The sequence below is a fragment of the uncultured Georgenia sp. genome (assembly GCF_937958535.1).
In the GTDB taxonomy this organism is placed as follows: Bacteria; Actinomycetota; Actinomycetes; order Actinomycetales; family Actinomycetaceae; genus Oceanitalea.
This window is the reverse complement of record NZ_CALGNQ010000094.1, coordinates 1-16,337: the sequence shown is the minus strand read 5'-3', so window position 1 is coordinate 16,337 and position 16,337 is coordinate 1. Positions and strand designations below refer to the sequence as shown.

Below are 16,337 nucleotides of genomic sequence, written 5' to 3'. Positions count from 1 at the left end.
CCGGCTGCTGGCGGCGACCCGTCCCGCACGGACGGTCGCCTTCGCCTGCACCGCGGCGGGTCACCCGTCCCGTCCCGGCGACGTCGCCCCGCCCTGGCGTGAGGACGAGCACGAGGTCGAGCGCTGGTGCCGGCTGCTGCGGGCCGCGGGCGGCGCGTGTGGGCCGGAGGACCTGCGGCTGCCGGTGGAGCCGTCGGCGGCCGAGGACGTCGTGCTGCTCCACCCGGGCGCCGCCTCGGGGTCGCGGCGCTGGCCGGTGGACCGCTGGCGGCAGGTGGCGCGGCAGCTGGTCGCGGCCGGGCTGCGGGTGCTGGTGACCGGGTCCGCCGCCGAGGCGCCGCGCTGTGCCGCCGTGGTCGACGGGGTGGCCGGCACCCGGTCGGTGGCGGGGACGCTGGGGCTGCCGACGCTCGCCGCGCTCGTCGCCGGGTGCCGGCTGCTCGTGTGCGGTGACACCGGGGTGGCCCACCTGGCCACCGCCGTCGGTGCGCCCTCGGTGCTGCTCTTCGGACCCACCTCACCGGCCGGCTGGGGGCCGGTGCTCGACGTCGACCGGCACGTCGTCCTGTGGCACGGCGACGGGAGCGGGGACCCGCACGCCGACGGTCTCGACCCGGCGCTCGCCGCCGTCACCGTCGCCGAGGTCGTGGCCGCGGCCGGGTCGCTGCTCGCCGCCGCCGGCGCCTGACGCGGCCGGGCGCGGTCAGGCCGGGCGGCTCAGCGCGCCGGCGAACCAGCCGACCGTCCGGCGCAGTCCCTCCTCCCACCCGACCCGTGGCTGCCAGCCGAGCTCGGTGCGGGCCAGCCTGGTGTCGGGCCGTCGCACCTCGGGGTCGTCGACCGGGCGCCGGACGTGAGCGATGCGCGAGCGCCCGCCCGTCGCGGCGATGACCGCCTCGGCGATCTCCCGGACGGTGCGCTCCTCGGGGTTGCCGATGTTCACCGGGCCGGGGTGCTCCCCGGCGGCCAGCGCGAGCACTCCGGCCACGAGGTCGTCGACGTAGCACACCGACCGGGTCTGGCTGCCGTCCCCGGCCACGGTGAGCGGCTCGCCGGCGAGACCCTGCCGGATGAAGGTGGGGATCGCCCGCCCGTCGTGGGGCCGCATCCGGGGACCGTAGGTGTTGGAGATCCGGACGATCCCGGTGTCGACGCCGTAGGCGGAGCGGTAGGCGGTGACGAGCGCCTCGGCGTACCGCTTCGCCTCGTCGTACACCCCGCGCGGGCCGATCGGGTTGACGTGTCCCCAGTAGTCCTCCGGCTGCGGGTGGACCTGCGGGTCGCCGTACACCTCGGAGGTCGAGGCCAGGACGAACCGGGCCCCCTTGTCCCGGGCGAGGCGCAGCGCCCGCTCGGTGCCCACCGAGCCGACGCGCAGCGTCTCGATGGGCAGCTCGAGGTAGTCCACCGGGGAGGCGGGCGAGGCGAAGTGGAGCAGGAGGTCGACCTCGCCGCGCACGTGCATGTTCTCCGTGACGTCGCAGTGGACCAGCTCGAAGCCCGGGTGCCGCGCCAGGTGGGCGACGTTGCCGGGGGCGCCGGTGAGGAAGTTGTCCAGGCACACGACGTGCCACCCCGCGGCGAGCAGCGCCTCACACAGGTGGCTGCCGAGGAAGCCCGCACCCCCCGTGACGACCGCCCTGCCGGTCCCACCCCGCTGTGCTGGCCGCATCGGCCCTCCCTCGTCGTCGGTGCCGTCCCTCAGCATGGGGGCGGGCACGGCGACGTGCACTCCGAGCGTGCCCGGACCGGTCAGCGCGCCGGCGTGGCCCGGCGGCGCAGCGCCAGCGGCAGGGTGAGCAGCGAGGCCGCACCGCCAACGAGCACCGCCGTGCTGAAGGACGTGCCCGCCGCCACCGCGCCGATGACGACGGCGCCGATCCCGGTCCCGGCGTCGAAGCCGACGTTCCACACGGCGCTCGCCGACCCGTAGTGGGGTCGGCTCACGGACTGGAAGGAGAGCACGAGGGTGAGGTTCTGCAGCCCGCCGTAGCAGATGCCGACGGCGGTGGCACCGGCCAGGAGGGCGCCGGTGTGCGTGGCGGCGGGGTCGCGCACGGCCCAGGCGACGAGCGCCATCCCCACCGCCGTGAGGACGACGAGCGGCCACAGGAAGCGGTGGGCCCCGAACCGGTCGGCGAGCGCACCGACCCGCCAGCGGGCCAGGGCCGCGGTGACGCTCATGAGGAGGAGCGCGAGCGTGCTGAGCACCGCGCTGCTGCTCATCTGGGCCATGAAGGTGATGAGCGCACCGCCGGCGAGGGTGACGGCGAGCAGCAGGAGCATGGGGCGGAGCAGCCGCAGGTAGGGCGCCCGCTCCGGCGGCTCGGGGACGTGGTCGAGGCGGCGGGCGAGGGCGAGCGCGGGCACCGCCCCGAGTGCGGGCAGTACCCCGAGGGCGAAGACGACACCGAAGCCGAACCGGTCGACGATCCACGGCCCGGCCGAGAGGAAGAGCACCTGCGGCCCGGCGATCGCCAGCCCGTAGGCGCCGATCGCCCGTCCTCGCCGGGCGGGCTCGACCAGCTCGGCGACCAGCAGGCTCCCGGTCACCGTGACGACACCGAAGCCGACGCCGCGCAGCGCCGAGAGTGCCAGCACCGGGCCCAGGGCGTCGCTGACCCCGTGAAGGGCGGCGGGCACCCCGAGGAAGAGCATCCCGGCGACGAGGACGGGGGCCCAGCCGAGTCGGCGCAGCGCCGTCGGGACGACGACCTGGGTGAGCACGGTGGCGAGCATGAGGACGCCGTTGACGAGCCCGGAGCCGGTGGCGTCGGCCCCGCCCTGCACCGCCCACAGCGGGGCGACCGGGAGGAGCGCGGCGTACCCGGAGAACCCCAGGGCCGTCATAGCGAGGAGGAGCGGCATCCCCGGGGCGCGCCAGACCGGGTCGCTCACGGGGTGGGGAGGGCCACGGGCGCGGCCGGCCGGCGAGTGGTGGACATGGCTCGCCAGGCTAGCCCGTCAGCCGGCGGCGGCGAGCTCCGTGGGCACGACCCCGTCGAGGACGGCGGCGTCGATGGTGGCCTCGGCGGCGGGCTCGTCGACCCCGAGCACGACGGCGACCTCCGTGACGAGCGGAGCCTTGGCGTCGCGCAGGAGGTCCTTCTCCCCGAGGGACAGGCCCGTGTCCTCCTGCCGGCGCATGAGGTCGCGCACGAGGCCGGCGACGGTGGTGACGTCACCGGTGCGCAGGCGTTCGACGTTCGCCTTGATCCGGCGGGACCAGCCGGCGTCCTCCTGGCTCGACGGGGCCGCGAGGACGGCCAGGACGTCGCACAGCGCGTGGGGCCCGAGGACCGGGCGGACCCCCACCTCCTCGGCGCCGGCGACCGGCACGCCGACGACGAGGTCGGAGCCGACGACCTCGAGGCGGAGGTACTGCCGTGGCTCGTCGCGGATGACGCGGGTGGTGATGGCGGTGACGGGGGCCCGGCCCACGCTGCCGTGGGCCGCGTCCCGCCCGGTGTCCCGGCTTCAGCCGTCCCGGGCGGTGCAGACGCAGGCACGGTTGCCCTCGGGGTCGGCGAGCACCGTGAACGATGGCGCGTGCGAGTCGTCGACCACCCGGCCGCCGGCCGCCACCGCCGCCGCGATCCGCTCGTCCGCGACGTCGTACGGGACCCACACGTCGAGGTGGAACCGCTGCCGCGGCGTCTCGTGCGGGTCGGTGGGCTGGAACCACAGCGTGGGGAGCAGTCCGCCCTTGTCGACGATCTCGCCGTCCGTGACGGCGTCCGGGTCGCCGAGGAGCAGCGCCGCCCAGAACGGGGTCTGCGCGGCGAGGTCGGCGGTGTCCAGCGCGATCTCCACCTGGGCCACCGCGGTCGGCTGGGCGGCGACACCCTGCTCCCGGGCCACCCGGCTGATCTCGCGGGCGAGGTCGACGTCGCGTTCGGTCACCGCCCCGACGTCGTGGCTGATGAGGCGGAAGTCGACGTGCGGGTAGCCGAGGGTGACGTCCGGGTGGTGGTCGGCCCGTTCGGCGAGCTCGGTGACCGCCGTGACGAGCCGCAGGCCGGAGACGAAGTCGCCGGTGCGGAAGCGGGCGTGCAGCCCCCGCGGGAGCATGCGCCAGTCGGCGAGGTCGGCGTCGAGGATCTGCTGACTGGTGAGCCTGGCCATGGTCCACAGTGGCACGGGTCGCCGCGGACCACCAGGGCTCGCCCACCCGACTGCGGCCCGAGAGTGTGGGGACGGGGCAGCGCAGCTACCCGGACGTGCGTGATTTGAACGTCGGTGGCGGGCCGGCAAGCTTCTCCGCCGCACGGTGCCGGCCCGGGGCGGCGGCGCTCGGGGACCGTCGGGCAGCGGTGGCGGGCCGGTGTGGGGTGCGGTGGAGTGGACGACACGCGTGTCCGAGGAGGGACGTGCCATGCGACGCTACGTCATCGACGCCCCCGTCGCGTTGGAGCTCGGCCGCACCGGGGTGAGGCCCGGCAAGGGCGTGCAGTTGGTCGCTCCCACCCTCATCCGGTCCCAGCTCGTCTCCCGGCTCTACCGGGACGTGCGGTCCGGTGAGCTCACCCGGCAGGACGCCGAGCGCTGGCTGGACCACATCCGCAGCCTGCGGATCCGGGTGCTCGGCGACCGGGTGCTCCTCCACGTGGCGTGGGACGTGGCCGACCACCTGGGCTGGCCCGACACCCTGGCGGCGGAGTACGTGGCGCTCACCCGGCTGCAGGCGGACGCCCTCGTCACCTTCGACGAGGAGCTCGCCCGACAGGCGGTCGCCGTCGTCCGGGTGGCGGGCTACGAGGAGCTGCTGCGGTCGGAGTGAGGGCGGCCGGTCGCCTGCACCGGACGCTGCTCGCGCGACGCCTCTGCGGCCACGTCCGGCCGCCGATGCGGGCAGCCGGCGTCCGAGCACGGACAGGAGCCCCGCTCCCACGACGGCAAGCGCCGCTGCCCCCACCACGGCGGCCACTCGGGCCTCGGCGGCGGCATGGCCGCCCCCGGTGTCGAGGAGCAGCACCACCGCCACCGTGGAGAGCGTCACGGACACCCAGACCGGGCGGGTGAAGACGAGACAGAGGAACAGCGCGCCCGCTGCGAGGAGCACCGCAGCGGCTCCTGCGGTGCCGCCGAGCACGACGGCGGCGGCCGCGCCGAGCAGCGTGCCGGCGACCCGGTTGGCCGCCCGGCGGGGCAGGCTGAGGTCGGCGGACGGCAGCATGAGGAGGAGGAGCGTGGCGGGCGCCCACGCCGCGCGCGGGTCGCCCGAGGCCTGGGCGAGCACGGCGGCGGCACCGGTGGCCAGCCCGCAGACGAGCGCCGTGGGCAGGACCTGCGCCCAGGCCAGGCGGCGGCCCGGGATCGTGGCGGGCAGCCCGAGGGCCCGGGCCACCGCCACCGCGTAGAGACCGACGACCGCGACGACGGCGAGGCGGAGCCACGGCACGCCACCGTCCGTGGCGGGGACACCGACCGAGACGAAACCGGCGATCACGGCGGTGGCGACCCGGCCGACGCGGGTCGCCAGCCCGACGAGGACGCCGAGGGCGGCGACGAACCACGGCCACAGCGGTGTCCCGGCGGTGAGGGCACCGACGAGGGTGCCGGCGACGAGCAGCGCGACGAGGACCACCGAGCGCCGCCAGCCCGCGTTCAGCGAGTGGACGAGGCTGAACGCGGCGACGAGCGTCGCGGGTGAGAGCAGTGCGGGGTCACCGAACGGCAGCACCGCGGCGATCGGCAGCCCGACGGCAAGCGCGAGGATGACAGCTGCGCCGCGGACGCGGCTGCCGAGCGTGGGCGTGGTCGTCTCGCCCATGGCGGCAGCGTAGTGCTGCGCGGGGCCGCTGAGAACGCCCCGTGTGTCGGTGTCCGGCGCGCGGTGGCATCCTCGCGGGATGGACGAGCTGCAGGCGGGTGGTCGGACGTTCCGGGTGACGCGGGCGAGGGAGGAGGACGTCCCCGCGCTCGTCCGGCTGCTGGCGGAGGACGCGATCGGTGCGGGTCGGGAGTCGGCCTGGGACCTGGAGCCGTACCGTGCCGCGTTCCGGCAGGTCGAGCGGGACCCGGCCCACCTGCTCGTCGCCGTACGGGACGAGCAGGGCGCCGTCGTCGGGACGGCCCAACTGACCCTCCTGCCGGGCCTCTCGCGGGCCGGGGCGACCCGGCTCCAGGTGGAGGCCGTGCGGGTGGCGGAGTCGGCGCGCGGGGCGGGGTTGGGGACCGCGCTGCTCGAGTGGGTGCACGAGTACGGGCGCCGTCACGGTGCCGCGCTGGTGCAGCTGACCTCGGACAAGCGACGGACCGACGCGCTGCGCTTCTACGAGCGGCTCGGCTACCGGCGGAGCCACGAAGGGCTGAAGCTGGTGCTGTGACCGTCAGGTGAGGTCGTCGTGGACGCCGGAGACCCACTCGACGTACCGCCGGGCGGACCGCTGGACGACCTCGCCCGCGTTCTCGGGCACGATCCCGAGGAAGTTGTTGTAGAGCCGGTCGAACGCGAGCCGGCCCACCTGGTCGGCGATGCGCCGGACCACCGCCGCGGAGAGCGGGATGCGGTTGGGGTAGCTGCGCAGGAAGCTCACGGTGTGGCCCTCGGGTCCGGGGAAGATGGCGTCGCCGGCGAGGAGGACGCCCGCGCCGTCGGCGCCGGTGAGGTGGGCGACGGTGCTGCCCGGGAAGTGCCCGCCGACCTGCTCGAGCCACACCCCGGGGACGACCTCGTGCGGCTCGTCCCACGGCTGCACCGCCGGGACACGGAGCGGGAGGAAGTCGGCATCTGCGCGGGCGACGAGGACCGGCGCGTCGTCGAACACGCGGCTGTAGCGGGACTGGACCCCGTACATGTGGGGGTGGCTGGCGACGATCGCGGCGAGCCCGCCGCGGGAGGCGATGGCCTCGACGGCGGTCTGGTCGATGTGGCCGGGGACGTCGAAGAGGACGTTCCCGCCGTCGGTGACGGCGAGCTTGCCGGTCTGGCCGATGCCGACGGGCGGGGCGGTCCCGATCCCGACGATCCCGGGCTCGAGCTCGGTGACGACGGTGGTGTGGCCGGCGGCGGCGAGCTCCCCCACGGTGGTCCAGGCCTGGCCGCTGCGCGGCACCCACTGCCGCTCGTCGGCGCAGATGATGCACAGGTCCGGCAGGGGTCCGGTGCCGTACTCGACGGCGCAGGTGGCGCACACGGTGTGGTCGGCGCACTCCTGGAGCCGCGCGGTGGCAGTGCTCATGTCGCCTCGCTCGCTGTCCGTGATCGGGACTCGGTGGGTGTGACGGTACCGGCGGGCTGGGGCCGGCGCGCCCGAACACGCCCCGTCGAACGACACCAGGCCGTGGGGCTGCGGCAGTGCACTCGGTGGTTCACACCGATGCGAAGCCGCCACGGTCGATGCCAGTCTGAGGTGGCGGGTGCCCCAGATGTCCGGCAGGAGAGTGGGTCGACATGGACGAGCGACGAGACGCGAACCACGACGGTCGGACGGAGGGCGGGGGACCGACGCCCCGGACGATTGAGCGGGTCGAGGCCGGGCTGCTCGCCACGCTCGCGATGACCGGGACGGTCCTCATCGCGCCCGGGCTGTGGTGGTTCCCCCTGGCGACGTTCCTGCTCTTCGACCTGTCGATGCTGGGGTATGCGCGCTCCCCCGCTGTCGGAGCCGCCTGGTACAACGCCGTCCACACGTTCGCCTGGCCGGCCGTGCTCGCCGTGGTCGCGCTGCTCGCCGACAGCTCGTTCCCGACGGTGTCGTCGTGGCTCATGCTCACGGCCCTGGCGTGGGGCTTCCACGTCGGCGTGGATCGGATGCTCGGGTACGGTCTGAAGCTGCCGACCGGGTTCACGCACACTCACCTGGGCCGGATCGGCCGCACGCGCTGAGTGCGCTGCGCCGCGGCTCAGGTCGCCCGGCTGCCGCGCAGCGGGGAGGCGAGCGCGACGACCAGCGCCGCCCCGAACACCACGACGGCGGCGGCGAGGGTGGCGCGGTGACCGAAGGCGAGCGCGACGACCAGCGCCGCCCCGAACACCACGACGGCGGCGGCGAGGGTGGCGCGGTGACCGATGGCGCCGGCCAGCACCCCGCGCGCGAGCGCACCGAGCACGGCCGCGGACCGGTTGACCGACCGCATGATGGCGTTCACCCGGCCGAGCAGCGCCCGGGGCGTCACCGCCTGCCGGTAGCCCATCTCGCTGGGGTTCTCCAGCCCGAGGGAGAAGCCGTAGACCACCTGCCCGGCGCAGATCGCCGTGAGCGTCCCGGGTACGGTGTCGCCCGGGGCGAGGGCGATGGCCAGCCATGCCACCGCGCAGAGTCCGCGGCCGAGGATGACGGTGTCGCCCTCGCCCAGGCGGCGTCCGGCGGGGGCAGCCACCACTGCCCCGGCGAAGCCGCCGACGCCGGCGAGCGCGAGCGCCGTCCCGTACGCGGCGGGGGACAGGTCCACAGTGCGCAGCGCGAACACCGCGAAGGCGGTCAGTGCCATGGCGTTGCCGACGAACCACATGTGGGTCGACAGGCCCAGCCACGCCAGGGTCCGGTGGCGGTAGACGAAACGCAGGCCCTCGCGGACCTCCGCCCACAGCCCCGGGCGTGCCCGGCGGAGCGGCACCGGTTCCGTGTGCTGGACCCGCAGCACGAGGACTGCGGCGACGAGGCGGCTGAGGCTGCTGAGCACCAGCGCGAACGGTGCGCCGAGCCAGCCGGCCAAGGCCCCGCCCAGCGCCGGGCCGGAGGTCTGGGCGACGGTGTCGGCCTGGCCGATCCGCGCGTTGGCGGGCACGAGCAGGCGGCGTGGGACGAGGTCCGGGAGGTAGGACTGCTCGGCGGCCGCAGTGAAGACGGCGGACACCCCGGCGGTGAGGAGGACGAGTGCCAGCGACGGCACCGTCAGCAGCCCGGTGAGGTGCAGGAGCGGGACGAGCAGGAGGAGCAGGCCCTCCGCCGCGTAGGTGGTGACGAGGGTGCGCCGGCGCCGCCACCGGTCGACGTAGGCGCCGGCGAGCAGCCCGACCAGCACGTAGGGGAGGAGCTGAGCTGCCCGCACGATGCCGACCTGCAGCTCGGAGGCCTCCAGGACGTCGACGAGCAGCACGTCGACGACCACCGGGGTGACGGCGAGCCCGGCCGCGGCGACGGCGTCGGCCACCCAGTAGCGCCGGAAGCCCGGGATGCGCAGCGGCTCGCGATGCGCGCCGTCGTCGGGCAGGTGGTCCTCCGCCCCGTCGGCCACGTCTGCTCCCCCGTCCCTCGCCCGCGGCCGACCCGGCCGCGGCGACCGGCTCGGCCAGCGTAGCCCGGAGCCTGGCGTGGGCGGGCCGGCGGGTGCGGGCGTCGACGGCCGCGGCGGGGCACCGGGGATCGGCGGCGCCGCTCTGTTCCCGGCCGGCGGCGCACCATGAGGTTCGGCGCCGTCCCGGGCCGTGCGTCAGCGCACCGGCCGGATGTCCGTCCAAGGGCCGGTGTCGCACTGACCCGAGGTGTTGTCACCCACGGCGAGGACGGTCCCGTCGGTGCGCAGGCCGAGGGTGTGGAGCGACCCGGCCGCCACCGCGACGACGTCGCACCACGCCGCCACGTCGCACTGCCCGTGGGTGTTGTCCCCGGTTGCCAGGACGCGTCCGGACGCCGTGACCGCGACGGTGTGGTGGCTGCCGGCATCGACCGCGACGACCTCCGCCCAGCCGCCGACGTCGCAGGCCCCCGCGGCGCGCTCTCCGGCGGCGAGCACCCGCCCGTCCCGGCGGAGAGCGACTGTGTGCAGGGATCCGGCAGAGATGGCGACGACGTCGCGCCAGTGCGTGACGTCGCACTGGCCACGCCGGTTGTTCCCCACGGCCAGTGCGGCACCGTCGGCCCGTACTCCGACCGAGTGCCAGTCACCGCAGGAGATGGCGACGACGTCGCGCCAGGACTGCACCTCGCCCTGTCCCTCGTCTCGCCGGCCCGTCGCGAGGACCGTGCCGTCCGCGCGCAGGCCGAGAGTGGTGCGCCAGCCTGCGGCCACCGCGACCACGCCGCCCCAGCCCGCCACGTCGCACTGCCCGTGGGCGTTCCACCCGGTCGCCGGCACGGTGCCGTCCGAGCGCAGCCCGACGGTGTGGGAGCGGGCCGTGTTCGACGCCGCGTGCACCGCGCCCGCCGCCACGGCGACGACGTCCGCCCACCCGTCGACCCGGCACTCCCCGGCCGAGCCGTCACCGGCCGCGACCACGGTGCCGTCGCGGCGGCGGGCCACCGAGTGGCGTCTGCCGGCCGCGAGCGCCGCCCCTGCTGCGCGCATCCCCACCTCCTCGGCAGCGCGCTGCGGTGTCTCCGCCGAGCATACGACCGGGGCAGACGGGACGGGCTGCCCAGGATTCCGGACCTCGCGCCGGGAATGACGTGGACCGCCCGCCGGGGCGCTCGCCACGGTGGGGTGGACACGACACCTGAGGAGAGGATGCGCGATGAGCATCGGCAAGCGTGGGACGACGAGCATCGCGGCGGCCCTGCTGCTCGTGGGTGGGGCGACCACTGCCGCAGCGGCGGACGCGGACCGGGACGAGGGGAGGATGGAGCCGCTCGCCTCGGTGGAGCAGGTGGCCGTCGTGCTGACGCCCGAGCAGGCGGACGAGCTGCGGGCCGCGTGGGATGCCGGCGAGGCCGAGACGCCGGAGCAGGCGCTCGCTGCGGCCGGTGTCGACAGTGCCGCGGTCGCCCAGGCGGTGGAGGAGGGCGCGACGCCGTTGGCGGACAACGGCTCGGGCACGTCGCTCGGAGACTGCTCGCGGATGACCCTGTGGGGCGACGCTGAGGGCCGGTGGACCTGGAGCAACGAGTACTTCCGCCGCTCGGCCGGTCCGGCGGAGTTCGGGCGGGCCACCGTCACCACCAACGGGATCGTGGCCGACGCGGACTCCTTCGGTATCGCCGGCCTGCAGCAGTACGAGGTCGGCCGGCTGTGGACGACCGGGGTCTTCGCCACCGCGACCACGGTCGACGCCTGGTCGTTCAACATCAACCTCAGCGGCACTCCGCTGTTCTGCTTCGGCGCGGTCAGCGCCTACTGGGACTGACGCGAGCGTCCCGCGACCACCGCCGTGTGCACGCCCGGCCCCCGTCGGGCCGTCCGGCGCGCGGCGCGGTACTGGGTGGGGGCTGTGCCGTAGCGTCCGGTGAAGGCCTGCCGCAACGCCTCGGTGGAGCCGAAGCCGCAGTGGGCGGCAACCCGCCCGACGGGCAGCGTCGTCGTCGCGAGCAGGTGAGCGGCGGTCGCCAGCCGCACCTGCCGGACGTACCGGGCCGGGCTGGTACCGCGCCGGGTGACGAAGAGCCGCGTGAGGTGCCGTGGGCTGACACCCACGCGGCGCGCGAGCACCGACACCCTGAGGTCACCGGTGAGGTTGTTGTGGACGTGGCGCTCGACCTCGTCCACCGGGTCTGCCGGGGCCGGTGAGCCGCTCACCGGCAGCGGCGGCACGAGCCACGTCGCCGACATCGCCCCGGCCACCCGCTGTGCCAGTCGGGTGCCGTGGTCCTCGGCGACCAGCGCCAGGACGATCTCCAGGTCACCGCTGATCCCGGTCGAACCGGCCAGGTGGACGTCGTGTCTGGTCCGGCCCCGGGTACCCGCGGCCCCTCCGATGGAGCTGTGCGTGCGGTGGCTGACGACGTCGGCGGCCGCCAGCAGCGCGGTACCGCTGGAGAGTGCGGCGACGCGACGGCTCTGTGCGGCCAGTCGTCGGACGTCCGCCACCAGGACGGGGTCGTGGACCGCCCGGCGGTGCCCGGGACCGCCGGGCACCCACAGCGTGTCGAGCGGTCCCCGGGTGAGCCGGAGCCGCTCCTGGCAGGAGAGCTCCACGCCCTCGTAGCACCTGGCCGTGGTGCCGGCGGTCGCCGCGAGCCGCGTCTCGTAGCAGTGCGACCGCGGTCCGAGGAGGTTCGCCAGCGTGAAGGCCGTCATGACGCAGGCGATGTCGAGCACTGTCGCCCCCGGGTAGGCGACGACCACCATTCTGCGCACCAGCATCCCGAACTGCCCCCACGCTCAATCTACCGATGGCTCCCGACACCGCTACTCGACACGTGTCCACCCTGTTCGGCAAACGCCGGGCGGTGCTGCTGGTACGGTCGACAGGAGGCGACGACGAGGCGGGTGGCGACGATGAGAGCGACGGCATGGGCAGTCCCGGTGGCGGCGCTCGGGTTCACGCTGCTGGTGGGCGGGTGCACCTCCTCGGTGGGCTCGGGCTGGTCGGACAACCCGCTGACGGGGTCGGATCTGTCCCGTGCGTCGGCGGAGCAGGTCGCCGAGATCGAGGACGGCGTCGTCACCCCCGAGGAGTACCAGGCGGCCTTCGAGCGCTACGAGGAGTGCCTCGGTGCGGCCGGCTTCGAGCTGAGCGAGGTCACGACGGCCGACCGCGTGAAGAGATACACGGTCCCAGGAGATGCCGTGACCAGCGGTGCGGACGAGGAGTGCTACCGGTCCGAGTTCCACGTCGTCGACCGGGTGTGGCAGAGCTCCGCTGTCGTGCGGGACGCCTCTGGGAGCTGACCAGGCTCTTCACGGTCGAGGGTGTGGCCGAGGAAGCCGACGGCTTGCAGAGTGCTCCCGCTCAGGTGGCGGGGTCGTCGCGGCCTGCCGTGACAGCGAAGCAGCTGTGCAGGAACGGAAGCAGCACAGGACCGCCTGGCCGCCGAGTCCGCAGGTGCGGGGTCGACGGGCTCGCGGCAGGGCTACTGCGCCATGTCGTGGAACCGGGAGTAGTGCCCCTGGAACGCCACGGTGATCGTGTCGGTCGGGCCGTTGCGGTGCTTGGCCACGATGATGTCGGCCTCGCCGGGACGGGAGTCCTTGTCGTAGGCGTCCTCGCGGTGGAGGAGCATGACGACGTCGGCGTCCTGCTCGAGCGATCCACTCTCGCGCAGGTCGCTCATCATCGGCTTCTTGTCCGTGCGCTGTTCGGGGCCACGGTTGAGCTGGGCCACCGCGATGACCGGGACCTCGAGCTCCTTGGCGAGCAGCTTGAGCGCACGGGAGAACTCAGAGACCTCCTGCTGGCGCGACTCCACCCGCTTCCCGGACGTCATGAGCTGGAGGTAGTCGACGACGACGAGCCGCAGGCCGTGCCGCTGTTTCAGACGCCGGCACTTGGCCCGGATCTCCATGAGCGACATGTTCGGGCTGTCGTCGATGAAGAGCGGCGCCTCGGAGACGCGGCTCATCGCCGCGGCGACCTTCGTCCAGTCCTCGTCGCGCATCGTGCCCTTGCGCATGTTCTGCAGCGGGACGCCCGCCTCGGCGGAGAGGAGGCGCATGGTCAGCTCGGTGCGGCCCATCTCCAGGGAGAAGATCACCGAGGTGAGGCCGTGCTTGATGGACGCTGATCTACATATGTCGAGGGACAGGGTCGACTTCCCGATGGCCGGTCGGGCCGCCACGATCACCATCTGGCCGGGGTGCAGGCCGTTGGTCAGGGCGTCGAGGTCCGCGAACCCGGTGGGCACGCCGACCATGCCCTCGCCGCGGTTGGCGTTGTTCTCGATCTCCTCCATCGTGAGGTTGATCGTGTCGCGCAGCGGCACGTAGTCCTCGCTGCTGCGCCGCTCGGTGACCGCGTAGACCTCCGCCTGGGCGGTGTTGACGAGGTCGTCGACGTCCCCGCCGTCGGTGGCGTACCCGAGCTGGGCGATCCGGGTGCCGGCCTCGACCAGCCGGCGCAGCACGGCCTGGTCCCGCACGAGCCGGGCGTAGTAGCCGGCGTTCGCCGCCGTGGGTACCGAGGAGATGAGGGTGTGGAGGTAGGCGGCACCGCCGACCCGGCCCAACTCGCCGCGCTTGTTCAGCTCGGCGGCGACGGTCACGGCGTCGGCCGGCTCCCCCCGGCCGTACAGGTCGATGATCGCGTCGTAGATGAGCTCGTGCGCCGGGCGGTAGAAGTCCTGGCCGCGCAGCTCCTCGATGACGTCGGCGATGGCGTCCTTCGACAGCAGCATCCCGCCCAGGACGCTCTGCTCGGCCGCCAGGTCCTGCGGCGGGGTCCGTTCGTAGAGCTCCCTGCCCGCGGTGCCCGCATCGAGCGCACGCTCATCCAGCTCAGTCATCGCCAACCCTCCTGTTCCCTGGTCTACCGCGGACCTCCGACATCACCCGGTCCGCGTTCGACCTCAAAAGGCCGGCCTGGTCCGTCCGAGGACGTCCCACGCGCGCGGTGACCCGGCCACACGTTACGTTCAGCCCCGGCGACCCGGCCATCCACGGCTGTGGACGAACCTGGGGACAGATGGTGGATACGGTTGGCCCGTCCGTGCACAGCCCGTGGACAATCGTGTGGACAACACCCGTGCAACTCTCCGAAACCCGCAAGATGCCGCGGAATCGGTCGTGCACACAGTGTGGAAGGAAATTGGTCGGCACATTGGTGGACAACGCCTCGCGCCCTGGGGACACCGGTCGCTCGCTGGACCGCCAGATCCTCGCGCTCGCCGTCCCCGCGCTCGGCGCCCTCGTCGCCGAACCGCTCTTCGTCCTCATCGACTCGATCATGGTCGGCCGTCTCGGCACGGCCGAGCTCGCCGGGCTGTCGCTGTCCTCCACGCTGCTCGTCTCCGTCGTCGGCGTCTTCGTCTTCCTCGCCTACGCCACCACCGCGGCGACGGCGCGCAAGGTCGGTGCCGGGGACCGGCCCGGTGCCGTCAGCGCGGGCATCGACGGCATGTGGCTCGCCCTCGCCCTGGGCACGGTCTGCGCCGTGCTCCTCGGGATCGGTGCACCGTGGGTGGTCACCGGCCTCGGCGCCGACCCGGTCGTGGTGCCGCACGCCGTGGGGTACCTGCGTTACTCCGCCGGCGGCCTGCCCGGCATGTTCCTCGTCCTCGCCGCGACCGGGACGCTGCGCGGCCTGCTCGACACCCGCACACCGCTCGTCGTCGCCACCGCCGGGGCGGCCCTCAACGTCGCGCTCAACGCCGTCCTCATCTACGGGATGGGCCTCGGGGTCGCCGGCTCCGGGCTGGGCACGGCGATCGCCCAGTCGCTCATGGGTGTTGCGCTCGCGGTCGTCGTGCTGCGGGGCGCCCGCGGCCTGCGCGTCTCCCTGCGTCCCCGGCCCGCCGGCATCGTCGCCGCCGCCCGCTCCGGCATGCCGCTGTTCGTCCGCACGGTGACCCTGCGCGTCGCCGTCCTGCTCACCGTCGTCACGGCCACCGCGCTCGGCTCGGTCCCGCTGGCCGCCCACCAGGTCGTCAACGCCCTGTGGGGGTTCGCCGCCTTCGCCATGGACGCCCTCGCCATCGCCGCCCAGGCGATGATCGGCCAGGGCCTGGGCGCGGGCGACGTCCCGCGGGTGCGTGCCGTGCTGCGGCGGACGCTGCAGTGGGGCGTGGGGTTCGGTGCGGCCATCGGTGTCGCCATCGCCGCCGGCGGGTGGTGGATCGCCACTCTGTTCACCGCCGACCCCGACGTCCGCACCGCCGCCGCGGTCGCGCTCGTCGTCACCGGGGTGTGCATGCCGATGGCGGGGTGGGTGTTCGTGCTCGACGGCGTGCTCATCGGCGCCGGGGACGGCACCTTCCTCGCCCGGGCAGGCGTCCTCACGCTCGTCGTCTACCTGCCGCTGCTGGCCGCGGTGTGGGCGTGGGCGCCGCGGGACGGCGCGGGCCTGGCCTGGCTCTGGGCGGCCTTCGCCGGCGGCTTCATGGCCGCCCGCGCCGTGACGACCGGCCTGCGCGCCCGCGGCGACCGCTGGATGGTGCTCGGCGCCTGAGGCTCCACCCTCGCCAGGTCCACGGTGCGGGTGGTGAGGCACCCGTGCCCGACCCACCCGGCAGCTCCCGACCGGGGTGGCGGGGATGCGTGCCCGGGCAGCGCGGGTGTGCCCACCCACCTGGTGCTCCGGACGGCGGCGGGGGACGACGAAGGAGCCGGGTGGTGGTCCCCCACCACCCGGCGCCTCGCGTCCGGGTGCTCGCCCGGTCAGGCCTCGACGACCTGGACGGTGAGGTTCGCCTGCACCTCGGGGTGGAGGCGGACCTGGACCTTGTGCTCGCCGAGCGTCTTGATCGGGTGCGCGACCTCGATCTTGCGCTTGTCGATCGACGGGCCACCGGACGCCTTGACGGCGTCGGCGATCTCGCCGGTGGTCACCGAGCCGAAGAGGCGGCCGCCGGAGCCGGCGCGCACCGCGACGGTGACCGGCTTGGCCTGGAGGGAGTCGCGCGCGGCGCGGGCCTCCTCGACCGTGGCGATCTCGCGGGCCTTGCGGGCGGCGCGGATCTGGTCGATCTGCTTCTGGGCGCCCTTGGTCCACGGGGTGGCCAGGCCACGCGGCAGCAGGTAGTTGCGCGCGTAGCCGTCCTTGACCTCGACGACGTCGCCGGCCTCACCGAGACCGGTCACCT

General features: G+C 74.6%; 17 protein-coding genes. 6 read left to right on the top strand and 11 right to left on the bottom strand.

Annotated features, from left to right (window positions below):
• Positions 1-688 (top strand): glycosyltransferase family 9 protein (locus Q0195_RS05545; RefSeq protein ID WP_299275676.1); only part of this gene is annotated, 688 nt, incomplete at its 5' end.
• A gap of 15 nt (positions 689-703) precedes the next feature.
• On the opposite strand, the gene Q0195_RS05540 is transcribed toward Q0195_RS05545, so the two are convergent.
• The 5 genes from Q0195_RS05540 to Q0195_RS05520 all read right to left on the bottom strand — a co-directional run bounded on the left by Q0195_RS05540 (position 704) and on the right by Q0195_RS05520 (position 5,773).
• Positions 704-1,672 carry a UDP-glucuronic acid decarboxylase family protein gene (locus Q0195_RS05540; protein WP_299275674.1) on the bottom strand — a complete coding sequence of 323 codons (969 nt, stop codon included), beginning with the start codon at positions 1,670-1,672 and terminating at the stop codon, positions 704-706.
• A gap of 80 nt (positions 1,673-1,752) precedes the next feature.
• Positions 1,753-2,898 (bottom strand): MFS transporter, encoded by a 1,146-nt coding sequence (locus tag Q0195_RS05535; RefSeq protein WP_299275671.1) that lies wholly within the window; start codon positions 2,896-2,898, stop codon positions 1,753-1,755.
• A 66-nt stretch (positions 2,899-2,964) separates the two neighbouring features.
• On the bottom strand, positions 2,965-3,441 hold the full coding sequence (locus Q0195_RS05530; RefSeq protein ID WP_299275669.1) for a CarD family transcriptional regulator: 477 nt from the start codon (positions 3,439-3,441) through the stop codon (positions 2,965-2,967).
• 36 nt (positions 3,442-3,477) lie between these two features.
• Positions 3,478-4,125: a VOC family protein gene (locus Q0195_RS05525; protein ID WP_299275667.1), complete on the bottom strand. Its 648-nt coding sequence runs from the start codon at positions 4,123-4,125 to the stop codon at positions 3,478-3,480.
• Positions 4,126-4,210: 85 nt separating this feature from the next.
• Positions 4,211-5,773: an FUSC family protein gene (locus Q0195_RS05520; protein WP_299275665.1), complete on the bottom strand. Its 1,563-nt coding sequence runs from the start codon at positions 5,771-5,773 to the stop codon at positions 4,211-4,213.
• Positions 5,774-5,852: 79 nt separating this feature from the next.
• On the opposite strand from Q0195_RS05520, the gene Q0195_RS05515 reads away from it, so the two are divergent.
• Positions 5,853-6,329 carry a GNAT family N-acetyltransferase gene (locus Q0195_RS05515; protein WP_299275662.1) on the top strand — a complete coding sequence of 159 codons (477 nt, stop codon included), beginning with the start codon at positions 5,853-5,855 and terminating at the stop codon, positions 6,327-6,329.
• Positions 6,330-6,332: 3 nt separating this feature from the next.
• Here the strand turns inward: Q0195_RS05515 and Q0195_RS05510 are convergent, their stop codons facing one another.
• The gene (locus Q0195_RS05510; RefSeq protein ID WP_299275659.1) at positions 6,333-7,184 is read right to left on the bottom strand and encodes an MBL fold metallo-hydrolase; all 852 of its coding nucleotides are present in this window, start codon (positions 7,182-7,184) and stop codon (positions 6,333-6,335) included.
• Positions 7,185-7,396: 212 nt separating this feature from the next.
• Here Q0195_RS05510 and Q0195_RS05505 point away from each other — a divergent pair, with 212 nt between their 5' ends.
• Entirely contained in the window at positions 7,397-7,831 is a 435-nt protein-coding gene (locus tag Q0195_RS05505) for a DUF4260 family protein (protein ID WP_299275657.1), read from the top strand.
• A gap of 17 nt (positions 7,832-7,848) precedes the next feature.
• On the opposite strand, the gene Q0195_RS05500 is transcribed toward Q0195_RS05505, so the two are convergent.
• Positions 7,849-9,183: an MFS transporter gene (locus Q0195_RS05500; RefSeq protein WP_299275655.1), complete on the bottom strand. Its 1,335-nt coding sequence runs from the start codon at positions 9,181-9,183 to the stop codon at positions 7,849-7,851.
• Positions 9,184-9,378: 195 nt separating this feature from the next.
• Positions 9,379-10,233, bottom strand: a complete 855-nt coding sequence (locus tag Q0195_RS05495) for a chromosome condensation regulator (protein ID WP_299275652.1) — start codon at positions 10,231-10,233, stop codon at positions 9,379-9,381.
• Positions 10,234-10,399: 166 nt separating this feature from the next.
• Between Q0195_RS05495 and Q0195_RS05490 the strand changes: the two genes are divergently transcribed.
• Positions 10,400-11,008: a hypothetical protein gene (locus Q0195_RS05490; RefSeq protein WP_299275649.1), complete on the top strand. Its 609-nt coding sequence runs from the start codon at positions 10,400-10,402 to the stop codon at positions 11,006-11,008.
• On the opposite strand, the gene Q0195_RS05485 is transcribed toward Q0195_RS05490, so the two are convergent.
• Positions 10,996-11,964, bottom strand: coding sequence for a helix-turn-helix domain-containing protein (locus tag Q0195_RS05485; RefSeq protein ID WP_299275646.1), 969 nt, complete (start codon positions 11,962-11,964; stop codon positions 10,996-10,998). The two genes, Q0195_RS05490 and Q0195_RS05485, sit on opposite strands and share 13 nt — an antisense overlap.
• A gap of 135 nt (positions 11,965-12,099) precedes the next feature.
• Here Q0195_RS05485 and Q0195_RS05480 point away from each other — a divergent pair, with 135 nt between their 5' ends.
• Positions 12,100-12,492, top strand: coding sequence for a hypothetical protein (locus Q0195_RS05480; RefSeq protein ID WP_299275644.1), 393 nt, complete (start codon positions 12,100-12,102; stop codon positions 12,490-12,492).
• Positions 12,493-12,674: 182 nt separating this feature from the next.
• Here Q0195_RS05480 and dnaB read toward each other — a convergent pair whose 3' ends face one another.
• Positions 12,675-14,042 carry a replicative DNA helicase gene (dnaB, locus tag Q0195_RS05475; protein ID WP_299275641.1) on the bottom strand — a complete coding sequence of 456 codons (1,368 nt, stop codon included), beginning with the start codon at positions 14,040-14,042 and terminating at the stop codon, positions 12,675-12,677.
• A 317-nt stretch (positions 14,043-14,359) separates the two neighbouring features.
• On the opposite strand from dnaB, the gene Q0195_RS05470 reads away from it, so the two are divergent.
• On the top strand, positions 14,360-15,703 hold the full coding sequence (locus Q0195_RS05470; RefSeq protein WP_299275638.1) for an MATE family efflux transporter: 1,344 nt from the start codon (positions 14,360-14,362) through the stop codon (positions 15,701-15,703).
• A gap of 209 nt (positions 15,704-15,912) precedes the next feature.
• On the opposite strand, the gene rplI is transcribed toward Q0195_RS05470, so the two are convergent.
• The gene (gene rplI, locus Q0195_RS05465) at positions 15,913-16,335 is read right to left on the bottom strand and encodes a 50S ribosomal protein L9 (RefSeq protein WP_299275635.1); all 423 of its coding nucleotides are present in this window, start codon (positions 16,333-16,335) and stop codon (positions 15,913-15,915) included.
• Between the last annotated feature and the right edge of the window lie 2 nt (positions 16,336-16,337).

Bases quoted from the DNA above. Each gene is read 5' to 3' on its own strand.
- Q0195_RS05515 (WP_299275662.1), top strand. From the start codon at position 5,853: ATGGACGAGCTGCAGGCGGGTGGTCGGACGTTCCGGGTGACGCGGGCG.
- Q0195_RS05540 (WP_299275674.1), bottom strand. From the start codon at position 1,672: ATGCGGCCAGCACAGCGGGGTGGGACCGGCAGGGCGGTCGTCACGGGG.
- Q0195_RS05505 (WP_299275657.1), top strand. From the start codon at position 7,397: ATGGACGAGCGACGAGACGCGAACCACGACGGTCGGACGGAGGGCGGG.
- Q0195_RS05520 (WP_299275665.1), bottom strand. From the start codon at position 5,773: ATGGGCGAGACGACCACGCCCACGCTCGGCAGCCGCGTCCGCGGCGCA.
- Q0195_RS05525 (WP_299275667.1), bottom strand. From the start codon at position 4,125: ATGGCCAGGCTCACCAGTCAGCAGATCCTCGACGCCGACCTCGCCGAC.
- dnaB (WP_299275641.1), bottom strand. From the start codon at position 14,042: ATGACTGAGCTGGATGAGCGTGCGCTCGATGCGGGCACCGCGGGCAGG.
- Q0195_RS05490 (WP_299275649.1), top strand. From the start codon at position 10,400: ATGAGCATCGGCAAGCGTGGGACGACGAGCATCGCGGCGGCCCTGCTG.
- Q0195_RS05480 (WP_299275644.1), top strand. From the start codon at position 12,100: ATGAGAGCGACGGCATGGGCAGTCCCGGTGGCGGCGCTCGGGTTCACG.
- Q0195_RS05495 (WP_299275652.1), bottom strand. From the start codon at position 10,233: ATGCGCGCAGCAGGGGCGGCGCTCGCGGCCGGCAGACGCCACTCGGTG.
- Q0195_RS05510 (WP_299275659.1), bottom strand. From the start codon at position 7,184: ATGAGCACTGCCACCGCGCGGCTCCAGGAGTGCGCCGACCACACCGTG.
- Q0195_RS05485 (WP_299275646.1), bottom strand. From the start codon at position 11,964: ATGCTGGTGCGCAGAATGGTGGTCGTCGCCTACCCGGGGGCGACAGTG.